This is a genomic window from Azospirillum thiophilum, assembly GCF_001305595.1.
Taxonomy (GTDB): domain Bacteria; phylum Pseudomonadota; class Alphaproteobacteria; order Azospirillales; family Azospirillaceae; genus Azospirillum; species Azospirillum thiophilum.
Window position 1 is genome coordinate 1,151,411 of record NZ_CP012402.1, and the last position, 11,747, is coordinate 1,163,157.

Annotated in this window: 10 protein-coding genes; 3 read left to right on the forward strand and 7 right to left on the reverse strand. The window is 68.0% G+C overall.

The window, feature by feature from the left end:
- Window positions 1–11: 11 nt before the first annotated feature.
- The 6 genes from AL072_RS18610 to AL072_RS18635 all read right to left on the reverse strand — a co-directional run bounded on the left by AL072_RS18610 (window position 12) and on the right by AL072_RS18635 (window position 6,849).
- A complete protein-coding gene (locus tag AL072_RS18610) occupies window positions 12–2,441 on the reverse strand; it encodes a xanthine dehydrogenase family protein molybdopterin-binding subunit (protein ID WP_045582820.1) in 2,430 nt (809 codons plus the stop codon).
- Window positions 2,434–2,952: a (2Fe-2S)-binding protein gene (locus AL072_RS18615; RefSeq protein ID WP_144428284.1), complete on the reverse strand. Its 519-nt coding sequence runs from the start codon at window positions 2,950–2,952 to the stop codon at window positions 2,434–2,436. The genes AL072_RS18610 and AL072_RS18615 overlap by 8 nt, the downstream gene beginning before the upstream one ends.
- Window positions 2,949–3,818 (reverse strand): FAD binding domain-containing protein, encoded by an 870-nt coding sequence (locus AL072_RS18620; RefSeq protein ID WP_045582819.1) that lies wholly within the window; start codon window positions 3,816–3,818, stop codon window positions 2,949–2,951. The genes AL072_RS18615 and AL072_RS18620 overlap by 4 nt, the downstream gene beginning before the upstream one ends.
- Before the next feature lie 62 nt (window positions 3,819–3,880).
- Window positions 3,881–5,389, reverse strand: a complete 1,509-nt coding sequence (locus AL072_RS18625; RefSeq protein ID WP_245636846.1) for a CoA-acylating methylmalonate-semialdehyde dehydrogenase — start codon at window positions 5,387–5,389, stop codon at window positions 3,881–3,883.
- A 27-nt stretch (window positions 5,390–5,416) separates the two neighbouring features.
- The gene (locus AL072_RS18630) at window positions 5,417–6,082 is read right to left on the reverse strand and encodes an SRPBCC family protein (RefSeq protein WP_045582818.1); all 666 of its coding nucleotides are present in this window, start codon (window positions 6,080–6,082) and stop codon (window positions 5,417–5,419) included.
- A 212-nt stretch (window positions 6,083–6,294) separates the two neighbouring features.
- Complete coding sequence (locus AL072_RS18635) at window positions 6,295–6,849, reverse strand: TetR/AcrR family transcriptional regulator (protein WP_158511079.1); 555 nt, start codon at window positions 6,847–6,849, stop codon at window positions 6,295–6,297.
- Between the two features lie 519 nt (window positions 6,850–7,368).
- Here AL072_RS18635 and AL072_RS18640 point away from each other — a divergent pair.
- Entirely contained in the window at window positions 7,369–8,598 is a 1,230-nt protein-coding gene (locus tag AL072_RS18640) for an MFS transporter (RefSeq protein ID WP_052710073.1), read from the forward strand.
- A 94-nt stretch (window positions 8,599–8,692) separates the two neighbouring features.
- Here the strand turns inward: AL072_RS18640 and AL072_RS18645 are convergent, their stop codons facing one another.
- Complete coding sequence (locus tag AL072_RS18645; protein ID WP_158511080.1) at window positions 8,693–9,460, reverse strand: MipA/OmpV family protein; 768 nt, start codon at window positions 9,458–9,460, stop codon at window positions 8,693–8,695.
- 196 nt (window positions 9,461–9,656) lie between these two features.
- Between AL072_RS18645 and AL072_RS18650 the strand changes: the two genes are divergently transcribed.
- Window positions 9,657–10,316: a response regulator transcription factor gene (locus AL072_RS18650; RefSeq protein ID WP_045582815.1), complete on the forward strand. Its 660-nt coding sequence runs from the start codon at window positions 9,657–9,659 to the stop codon at window positions 10,314–10,316.
- Window position 10,317: 1 nt separating this feature from the next.
- The gene (locus tag AL072_RS18655) at window positions 10,318–11,691 is read left to right on the forward strand and encodes a sensor histidine kinase (RefSeq protein ID WP_045582814.1); all 1,374 of its coding nucleotides are present in this window, start codon (window positions 10,318–10,320) and stop codon (window positions 11,689–11,691) included.
- Window positions 11,692–11,747 lie beyond the last annotated feature (56 nt).

An 11,747-nucleotide genomic window follows, 5' to 3' on the forward strand; every position in this document is an offset into this window, starting at 1 on the left:
GGCGTCATGCCTCATGAATGCTCCGGACCTTCGCCGGGCTTCCGGAATTGTGCTTCGCCGAGCACTGCGTTCAGGATTTTCTCCGGGGTGATGGGGTGGGAGGTGAGGCGGACTGAGAAGGGCTGCAAGGCATCGTTGATGGCGTTCATCACCGCCGCCGGAGCCCCGGCGGTCCCCGCCTCGCCGGCCCCCTTGGCGCCCAGCTCGGACGATCGTGTCGGCGTTTCGACATGGGCCACCTCGATGTCGGGCATCTCGCCGGCCATCGGAACCAGGTAATCGGCCATGCTGCCGTTGCGGAGCAGGCCGTTCCCGTCATACAGGCACTCCTCGTACAGCACGCCTCCCAGCCCCTGGACGACGGCACCCCGGATCTGTTCGTCCACCAGCAGGGGATTGATCACCCGCCCGCAATCCTCGACCACCCAATGCTTGAGCAGCGTCACGACACCGGTCTCCACATCCACCTCCACATGGGAAACCTGGATGCCGTTGGTGAAGATGAAGGGATAGTCGCGCTGCGAGCAGTGGCGCGTCACGACCAGCTCCGGCTGGAAGCCCCTGGGCAGCAGGTCCGGGCGGAAATGGGCAAGCCGGCCCAGTTCGGCCAGTTCGATCAGGCAAGCACCGTCCTTGTCGATCACCGTGCCGCCAACGATGTCCAGCCCGTCCACCGGCAGGGCAAGATAGACCGCGGCGAAGTCCAGGATGTTGGCGCGCAGCTGACGGCTGGCCTGGAGCACCGCTTCGCCGCCGATCCCGGCGCCGCGCGACGCCCAGGTGCCGCCGCCATAGGGGGTGGCGGCGGTGTCGCCGGTCAGCACCCGCACCCTGTCCATCGGCACCCCCACCCCGTCGGCGACGATCTGGGCGAAGATGGTCTCGGTGCCCTGGCCCTGCTCGCCGACACCGCTGGCGCAATGGACGATCCCGGTCGGATCGAGGCGGACGGTGGCGCCGTCCTGCGATGCGATGCGCGCGCCGCCGGTGCCATAGAAGGCCGCGCCGGGGTTGGTCAGCTCGATCAGCACGGCGATGCCGATGCCGCGATGGACTCCCTTCGCGCGCAGCTCGGCCTGTTCACGGCGCAAGGCGGCGAAATCCACCATCTCCTCCAGCCGGTCCAGGCAGCGCTGGTGGGACAGGTTTTCCAGCACGATGCCGGAGGCGCCCTTGCGGGGGAAGCTGTCGTCGGCCATCACGTTGCGCCGGCGCAGCTCCAGCGGATCGACTCCAAGCCTCGTTGCGGCCAGATCAATGATGCCCTCGGTGACGGCGCAGGCGATTGGATGGCCGACGCCACGGTACTGGCTGGTCTGCACCTTGTTCTGGAACACGACGTCCAGGCTGGCGCGGTACTGGGAATGGTCGTAGGGGCCGCCGCACAGGTTGACGACCTGGTTGCCCTCCACCGCACTGGTGCGGGGAAACACGGAATAGGGGCCGATCCCGGTCAGGTCGGCGATGTCGAAGGCCAGGAAGCGGCCGTCGCGGGTCAGTGCCAGACGGGCCTTGACGCGATGCTCGCGGGCATGGATATCGGTGACGAAGGATTCGAGACGGTCGGCGACGAACTTGACCGGCCGCCCCAGCAGGATCGACAGGGCGACGGTGGCGAAATCGTCGGCATAGGCATGGACCTTGATGCCGAAGGATCCGCCGACATCCTTGCAGACGACCCGGACGTCGGCTTCCGGAATGCCCATCAGGCGGGAATAGAGGTCGCCCATCATGTGGGGAGCCTGATGGGAGTGGTGGACCGTCAGGCGCCGCTCGGCCGGATTGAAATCCGCCAGGACCGAGCGGGGTTCCATGGTGACGCCGGTGTGGCGCCCGAACTCATAGGTTTCCTCCACCACCAGATCCGCCGCGGCGAAGGCGTCGTCGACGCCGCCGGTGTCGATGTCGCGGTGGAAGCACAGGTTGCTGCCGAGTTCGGGATGGATCACCGGCGTGCCGGCCGCCAGCGCGGTGTCCATGCGGGTCACCGCCGGCAGCACCTCCCAATCGACCTGGATCCTCTGCATGGCGTCCTCGGCCCGGGCGCGGGTCTCCGCCACCACCGCCACCACCGCCTCCCCCTGCCAGCAGGCACGGTCGATCGCCAGGGCATGCTGCGACGCCGATTGCATGCCGGCGAAATGGGACAGCGTGCCGACGAAGGGCGTGCAGATCTCGGACAGCTGGCGGCCATCGACGATGGCGACCACCCCCGGCATATCCAGCGCGGCAAGGGCGTCGATCCGGCCGATGCGGGCATGGGCGTGGGGGCTGCGCAGATAGGCCACATGGACCATGCGCGGCAGTTCGACGTCGTCCACATAGGTCCCGCGGCCCTCCAGAAGACGGCGGGCGTTCGGGCGCGGCACGCCCTGCCCGACAAAGGGCCGGAGGGGGGAGGATCGGAGTGCGGAGGGGAAGCCCGGTGCGATCCTATTCATGGCGGTCCCCCTGGCACTGTGGACCGGTTTGGCAACCGGACTGGCGCAGCCGGCCCACCGCCTCGATGGCATCGACGACGGCGTGGTAACCGGTGCAGCGGCAGTAGTTGCCGGAGATATGGTGGCGGATGTCGGCGCGGCTGGCCCCGGGGTCGGCATCGAGCAGAGCGTCGGCGGTCAGCAGCAGTCCCGGGGTGCAGAAGCCGCATTGCAGGGCGTTGCGTTCCAGGAAGGCATCCTGGAGATCGCGGATCGCGCCGCTCTCGGACTTGCCCTCGATGGTGTCCACCATGGCGCCGTCAGCCTGGACGGCCAGGGTCAGGCAGGAGCGCACGATGTCGCCGTCGAGAACCACCGTGCAGGCACCGCACACCCCATGCTCGCAGCCCAGATGGGTGCCCTTCAAGCCCAGCTCCTCGCGCAGGAAGTCGCCGAGATGCAGGCGCGGCTCGACCCAGCGCTCGTACACCATGCCGTTGACGGTCATGTTGACCAGGACCTTGTCGGTCACCGTCGTCCTCCCTCCGATGTGAGCCCGTGGATTTCGCGGCGCAGCAGGACGCCCGCGAGGTGGAGCTTGGTCGCGGCGTCGGCATAGAGGTCGCCGGACGGGCTCAGGTCGTCGCCGAGGCTGCCCACCGCCCGCCGGACGGCGTCGGCGTCGCCGCCGCTGCCGGCAAGCGCCGCCTCTGCCGACCTTGCCCGCACCGGCATTCCGCCGACCCCGAAATAGACGATCCTGAGGTCGTCCAGCCGGCCGTCCACCCGGTTCCCGGCCAGGGCAAGCCCGACCGTGGCATAGTCGCCGCGGCGGCGGGCCAGCTCGGTGAAGCCGAACCGCCGGGCCGGGTCGGGCAAGGGAAAGCGTATGGCGGTGACGAGTTCGTCCGGCCGCAGCGCCGTCTGATAGAGGCCCAGGAAGAAGTCGGCGGCCTTGACCGTCCGCTCGGTTCTGCCGTCGCCGAGGACCAGTTCGCCATCGGCCGCCACGGTACAGGCCGGCCATTCCGCTGCCGGATCGGCGAAGGCGATGGATCCCCCGAAGGTGCCGCGGTTGCGGATGGCGGCGTGGGCGATGTGGGGGGCGGCCATCGACAGCAGCGGCAGGTGCCGGGCGACCAGGGGCGACCGCTCCACATCGACGTGACGGGCCAGGGCACCGATGCGCAGGTGCCCGCCGTCGACCGAGATGCCCTGCATTCCGGCGATGCCGCGGATGTCGATCAGCAGCGAGGGCTCGGACAGCCGCATCCCGAGGGTGGCGAGCAAGGTCTGCCCCCCTGCCATCAGCCGGGCCTCGTCGCCATGTTCGCGCAGCAGCGCCGAGGCGGCGGCAACGCTGTCCACGCGCTTGTATGCGAAGGGGGGCGCCTTCATGGCGGATGTCCTCCGGTTCAACCCAATGCAATTCAGGCCAGGGCTATTCAGCCCGGGAAGGTTCAGCCCAGGGTCGGCATCACGAGGGTGGAGGCGGCGGCCTTGCCGAACCGCCAGCGCGAGGTCACGGCCTTGGTCCGCGTGTAGAACTTGACGCTCTCGGTGCCATGGACATGCAGGTCGCCGAACAGCGAGTTCTTCCAGCCGCCGAACGAGAAGAAGGCCATCGGCACCGGAATCGGCACGTTGATGCCGACCATGCCCACCTCGACGGTCTCCTCGAAAAGCTGGGCGGCGGCGCCGGAGCCGGTGAAGATGGCGGTGCCGTTGGCAAACGGGCTGGCGTTGATCAGCGCGATGGCCGCCTCAAGCGTCGGCACGCGCACCACCGACAGGACCGGGCCGAAGATCTCCTCGCGATGGATGGTCATCGACGGCTCGACATGGTCGAACAGGGTCGGCCCCAGATAGAAGCCGTTCCCGGCGCCCGCAACCTCGATGTCGCGACCGTCCACCACCAGCGCGGCGCCCTCGCGCTCGCCGGCATCGACGTAACCGCGCACCCTGTCGCGGTGCTCCCCGGTCACCAGCGGTCCCATGTCGACGCCGGGCTCGTTGCCGGGGCCGGTCTTCAGCGCCCGTGCCCGGTCTGCCAGACGCTCGACCAGGCGGTCGGCGACGTCGCCCACCGCCACCGCCACGGAAATGGCCATGCAGCGTTCGCCGGCCGAGCCGAAGGCGGCGCCGATCAGCGCCTCGGTGGTGAAATCGAGATCGGCGTCCGGCATGACGACGGCATGATTCTTGGCACCGCCCAATGCCTGGACGCGCTTGCCGTTGCGGGCGCAGGTCTCGTAGATGCCGCGGGCGATGGGGGTGGAGCCGACGAAGGACACGGCCGCAACATCGGGATCGGCAAGCAGGGCGTCCACCGCCGCCTTGTCGCCCTGGACGACGTTCAGCACGCCGTCGGGCAATCCGGCCTCGGCGAACAGGCGGGCCAGCATCACGCTGCAGGACGGCACCTTCTCCGACGGCTTCAGCACGAAGCTGTTGCCGCAGGCGATGGCCATGGGAAACATCCACATGGGCACCATGACGGGGAAATTGAACGGCGTGATGCCGACGCAGACGCCCACCGGCTGGCGCAGGGAATAGGCGTTGACCCCGGTGCCGACGTCGGCGGCATGCTCGCCCTTCAGCAGGTGGGGAATGCCGCAGGCGAACTCCAGCACCTCGATGCCCCGGCGCACTGAGCCGAGCGCGTCGTCGAAGGTCTTGCCATGCTCCTGCGAGGCGACGGCGGCCAGCTCACGCTCGTTCCGGCGCAGCAGGGTCAGGTAGTTCTGCAGGATGCGCGACCGGCGCAGCGGCGGTGTCGCGCGCCAGCCCGGCAGGGCGTTCCTGGCTGCCGCAACGGCTGCGTCCACGTCGGTGGCGTCGGCGAAGCCGACGGTGCGCAGAACCTCGCCGGTGGCCGGGTTGAAGACCTTGCCCCGGCGGTCGCCGGAGCCGCGATGCTCGCCGCCGCCGATCCAATGGGGCACGGCGTCATGGATGGTCATCGTCATTCCTTTTCGCGTTGGACGGTCGGTGTGTCAGAGGTGGAGGAGGTAGCCGATGATCCCGCCCAGGACGGTGCCGGTCGCCAGCCAGAGGAAGCGCTGGCCTTCGCCGCTCCATCCGCCGGCCATGGCGGCGGAGGTGGCGGCAGCCGATGCCGTCGGCTTCCGCGGCGCCCCGGGACCGGCCAGGACCGAGCCGGATTGTTCAGCAGAAGGCTCGGCAGGAGATTCTACAGGGGCTTCGGCTGCATCCCCGGCCGACCGGGTGACGCGGTCGTTGAAGGCACGGAAGAAATCGTCGGCCATCTTCCTGGCCGAGGCATCGATCAGGCGTCCGCCGATCTGGCTCAGCTTGCCGCCGACGGCGGCTTCCGCGGCGTATCGCAGCAGGGTGCCGTCCGGCGCCTCCTCCAGCGTCACCCGCGACTGGCCGCGCGCCATGCCGACCGGTCCGGCACCGCCCTCGAACCACAGAGTGCAACCGGCCGGCGCCTCGATCTCGCGCATCTCCACGCGGCCGGAGAAACGGGCGCGCAAGGGGCCGACCTTGGTCAGCACCCGGGCCTCGAACTCGGTGTCGCTGTGGCGGATGACGTCCTCACAGCCCGGAATGCAGTGCTTGAGGATCTGCGGGTCGTTCAGCGACTCCCACACGCGCCAGCGCGGCGCGGCAATCCTCTGTTCGCCGGTGAGTTCCAATGGAGGCCTCCGATCTGGTGGGCCGGTGCGATTGGGTCAGCGGCCTCGCCTGGCAGGCATATTTACCATTTGGTCAATATCGGTCAAGCTATTTTCCGTTTGGTCAATAATCAGCCATGCGTCGATTGGGCTCGGATCGACCGGTCATGCGCCCTCAGCCGGCGGTGGAGCCCAGCCGGTGAAAAATCTCTAGAAACCGGGGTGGAGGGCGCTCAGCCGGCCGCCTTGCCGGCCTCCCGCGGGAAGATCTCGCGGGCGGCGAGCACGAAGGCCCGCACCCGGTCGGCGACGACCTGGGGCAGGTTCTCCGGAAATTTGTGCCCGTAGATCCAGTGGCGCACGCCGATGTAGAAGATGCCGCCGTGCAGGCCCCAGATCAGTTCGTTCTCCGCCTCGGTCGGCTCGCGGTCGTCGTCGAGGCCCAACTCGATCCTGGCCTCGCCGATGATCGGACGCAGCAGACGCTCGCCCACCAGGGTCAGGTAGTTGTCGTTGATATAGCCGTCGGCGAGGGCGGAATGGATCAGGATGCGCACCCATTCCTTGGTCAGGATGGTGCGGGCGTAATCGCTGTAGACCCGGGTCAGGCGGGCCTCGAACGGCTCGCTGCGATCCTTGACCCAATGCTCCCATTCCGGCTTCCAGCGCCCGAGATAGACCTCGGTGTAGACCCGTTCGATCAGCGCCTTCTTGCTGGGGAAATAGTGGAACACCAGCGGGTGGCTGACGCCGATCTGCGTCGCCAGTTCCCGCATCTGTCCGCCCAACCCATGGTCGGAAAAGAACCGGATGGCGCCGTCGACGATCTGGCGCTCCCGCTCCTCGGTGGACAGGCGCTGACGCCGTCGTTGGACGCCAGGTCGGGGAGCGTCTGAGGGAGGCTTGGCGGAAGGAGGCACTGTGGCCCGGTACGGCTGTGGCTGGGGGTTCCTGCTTAGGGGATGGAGCGGTTGGCGTCAAACCCTACCTCCGGCGCGGGGCCGACCGCCGCTGCGGCATGATTGGCAACGCGCACCATCCGTAGACTGCACATCCCTGTTGACAGGGCCGCCGGGGCATCCCTACAATTTACCAAATGGTCAAAAGCGGATCTTTAATTATCCGCCCATAACACGTCATCGTCAACCCGCCGACTGGGGGGAACCCCGCCGCGCGCTCCCGGCGATGGGACTGCCTCGTTGCGGGCCGGATGAGCTTCTGCCTGAAAACAAAACCATTTCGACAGGGAGGTTTGCAGAATGCATGCAAGCGCAAGCGGAAGCCCGCATCGCTGGAAAGTCCTGATCATGACGTTCCTGGCGTATCTGTATGACAGCCTGGACTTGCAGATCCTGGCGATCTGCATGCCGGTCATCATCACGTCGTTGAACATTTCCCTGACCGACGCCGGCCTTCTGTCCTCGGCCACCATGATCGGAACCGCGCTCGGCGGCATTCTGTTCGGCTGGATCGCCGAGAATTTCGGCCGCAAGAATGCGGCGGTGATTTCGCTGGTCGAGTTCGGCGTGTTCACCCTGGCGGTCTACTGGTGCAATTCCTGGGAAGAACTGATGGTCCTGCGCTTCCTGCAGGGCATCGGCATGGGCGGATTGTGGGGCCCCATCGTCGCCCTGATCGCCGACCATTGGGCACCCAGATACCGGGCGCGCGCCGCCGGCTTCATGCTCAGCACCTTCGCGCTGGGCGGCATCCTGGCCTCGGTCATGGGCCGCTTCCTGCTCTCCGAGGTCGGCTGGCGCATGCTGTTCGCCCTGACGGGCACCGCCATCCTCGTCGGCCTGCTGTTCTGGCTGGTGGTGCCGGCCGACGAGAAGCACGTGGCCAAACAGGAGAAGCCCCGGATCAGCCTTTCCCAGCTTTTCCAACCCGGCATCGCGAAGCTGACCATCGGTGCCACCATCGCCGCCGCCTGCCAGATGGGCGGCTTCTGGGGCGTCAGCGCCTGGATCCCCACCTATCTGGTGAATGTCCGCGGCCTCAGCATCGAATATATGAGCGTCTTCAGCATCGTCATCTTCGCCGGCGCGTTCGTCGGCTATTTCCTGTTCGCCGCGCTGGCCGACAGGATCGGCCGGCGCAATGCGCTGATGCTGGCTTTCCTGGCCGACTCCATCATCGTGCCGCTCTATGTGCTCATCCCCGACGGCATCTTCCTGTTCTGGATCAGCCCGATCATGGGCCTCAGCTTCGGCGGCGTGTTCGGCCTGTTCGGTTCCTACTTCGCCGAGTTGTTCCCCCTGCACATCCGCGCGATGGGCAGCGGCTTCGCCTTCAACATCGGGCGCGGCATCGGCGCCGTCGTCACTCCCGTCACCATCGGGGCCATGGCCAAGAGCCATGGGCTGGGGTTCGGCATCGGGGCCTGCTCCGTGGTCTTCTTCACCGGCGTGATCGTCCTGTTCTTCATGCCCGAGACGCTGTCGGCCAAGTCTTCGCCCAATTCGTCGCCGCATCCGGTTCCGGGGGACAAGGCCGCGGCGCGCGGCGGAACGCAGGCCAGCGCGGCGGAGGCGTGATTGCTACCCTGTATCCCCGCAGGCTTCACGCCATCTTGCCGTCCGTTGGCCCGCAGGGGATATCTCCCCTGCGGGCCAACGGACGGCCGAGGCACTACCAGCGATAGCTTACGCCGAGAAGACCGGAAAACTGGTCCGGGCTGCCCTCGCGCTTGACCAGCGGGCTGTCGGCGGCATCGCCGAGCAGCCGCTGGTAACCGACCCGGCCCATGGCATGGATCGAGTCCGTGATGGTGTAGCCGATGCCGACGGCGATGCCCGCATCCTTGAAGCCGCCTTCGGCGTCGTATCTGGCGTATCGGCGGGCGGAGCGGGCGGCCTGGGCTGCGGTGATGCCGAAGCTGCTGCCCATGTAGTTGTCGTCGGCCCAGGTGACGTACGGGGTCACGCTGAACCGGGCCCGTCCGTCGAGCAGGCGGATCGCATACTCTGCCTCGGCCCTGGCCATGAGGCCGTCGCGATCGCCGCCCAGGTCGCGGGCGACCTCCAGGCCGAGATCGACGGGGCCGACCTCGTAACCGAGACGGGCGACCGCCACCGCACCGCCTTCGATGTCGCCGAGCCCTTTGAGGGCGTCGTTGTCGTCCTGGTCGCGCCCGAAGTCGTAGCGGACCCCGAGCTCCACCTTCAGAGAGTCCGTCATGACCGGGGATGCGTAGATCCCCGGTCCCCCCCTGGTGGTCACCCGGACCCGGTCCCGCCAGGACAGCTCCACGATCGGCACCGGCAGCACCTTGTAATCGTTGGAGCCCTCATAATCGGGCACATACAACGCGCCGCCGCCGAGCATGAACGACCACTCCGCAGGAGGCCGGCCCTGGGCCGCCGCGCTCCCTGCCGCCATCTGGACGGCCACAGTCATGCAGAGGGCGATCGCCGGGAGCAGTCCACGACCGGACACGATACTCGTCATATTGATTATGCCTTGATGCTGGATCGGGTTCGGCGCGGACCTTGCCACCGCTGCCTGAACCGAACCTGAACGCGCCCAAGCCGGCCGTTCAGCTTCGCTTCAGGTTTCCGTGGGAGGTTGTCGCCCGACCAACCGGGAGTGAGGCATGCGCATTCTGCTCGTCGAGGACGACCCGCTGATCGGCGACGCCATCCGCGCCCGCCTGACCCGGGCCGGCATGACCGTCGACTGGCTCGAGAACGGCGCCAGCCTCGACGGGGTCACCGAGATGGACGCCTTCGATCTGATGGTCCTCGACCTCGGCCTGCCCGACCGGGATGGCCTCGAAATCCTGCGGGAGCAGCGGGAGGGCGGCCATGGCCTGCCGATCCTGATCCTGAGCGCGCGCTACGAGCTGGACAGCAGGGTGCGCGGCCTCGATCTCGGCGCGGACGACTATCTGGTCAAACCCTTCGCGATGGAGGAGCTGATGGCCCGTTGCCGCGCGCTCGCCCGGCGCCGCGGCGACCGCCGGTCGGAAGTCCTGCAGTACCGGGACCTGCGGATCGATCCCGCCGCCTTCGCGGTCCAGCGCGGCGGCGAAAACATCGCGCTGACGCCGAAAGCGTTCGCGCTGCTGCGGCTGTTCATCGAGAACCAGGGCCGCGTCCTCACCAGGCATGCGCTGGAGGAGCACCTCTATGGCTGGAGCGGCGAGGCCGAGAGCAACACGCTGGAGGTCTTCGTCTCGCAGATCCGCCGCAAACTCGGCCCCGACCTGATCCAGACGATCCGCGGGGTCGGCTACATGCTCCCGAAAGACTAGCATGCCGTCGATCCGCAAGCGGCTGCAGCGCCGGCTGGCCTGGCTGATCGCCGCGGTCTGGGTGCCGGCATCGGTCCTGATCGTGGCCGCCGTCGCGCTGGAGTACAAGGAATCCTTCCACGCCCGCACCGCCCACACGGCGCAGCTGATGCTGGCCCTGGCCTCGACGCAGCCGGCGGCACCGGCGGTGTTCCCGGTCTTCAAGCAGCAGCACGATCCCGATTTCGACCTCGACGACTATCTGGTGGTGATCAGCCGGAACGGGCAATTGCTCTATGCGTCGGAGACGCTGCCGCCGCAGGAATTGCTGGCCGTGCCGATGGAGGGCAAGGCTCAAATCGGCAACGCGCTCCGGCTCCTCCACGGCTTCGAGGACGAGCGCACCGGCACGCGGGTGGTGATCGGCGTCGATGTCTACGAACCGCTGATGTCGTCGCTCCAGGTGGCCGGGCTGGTCGCCGGCTATGTCCTGTGCGCGACGGTACTGGTCGCCCTCGCCCTGACCTTCGGCATCCGCTCCGGCCTGAAGCCGCTGGGTGCGTTCGCCACCCAGGTCCGCGACCGCAGCGAAGAGAATCTCGCACCGCTGGACGAGGCGGAAGCGCCGAGTGAGCTGCGGGGAGTGGCCCAGGCGCTGAACGGTCTGATGGCGCGGCTGCAGCTGGTGCTGGACCGCGAGCGCGACTTCGTCTCGAACGCGGCCCATGAGCTGCGCACCCCGCTGACCGCGATCCGCGCCCAGGTCGAGGCTCTCGACGGCGAGCTGCCCGAGCACGTCCAGCCGCGGTTCGACAATATTCTGGAAGCGACGAACCGGTCGAGCCGGCTGATCGCGCAACTCCTCGACGTCACCCGCTCACAATCGCTCGATCTCACGGGCGATCCGGGAAGCCGGATCGATCTGGTCGAGTTCGCACAGTCCGTCGTCGCCGGGCTGGTGCCGGCAGCCAACCGGCGCAAGGTGGAGATCACGCTGGACTCGCCACGCTCCGCCGCCGTCATGACCCGTCCGGATCTGCTGGCGATCGTGCTGCGCAACCTCGTCGAGAATGCGGTGAAATACGCCGCCTCGCCGGGACGTGTGGTCGTCACGGTCATTGGCGGCGAGCCGGGCATGACCGACCTGCTGGTGGAGGACGACGGTCCCGGCCTGTCGGTGGAGGCGTTCGAGCGTGCGTTCGAACGCTTCCAGCGGCTCGGGCGCTCCGGCGGCGACGGGGTCGGTCTCGGCCTCTCGATCGTCGCCGAGCTGTGCCTGCGCATGGGGGTGCCGGTTGACCGGCTGGAGCCCGGCACGCTCGGCGGGCTGCACGTCCGCCTGCGGCTTCCGGCCGCGCCGCCTCCGCCGGATCGACGGACCTCCCATTACGGCTGAGGGCTCCGCCGACCTCGGTCGCATCGAGGAACATGAGGCAGGCGGGGCGACGGGAT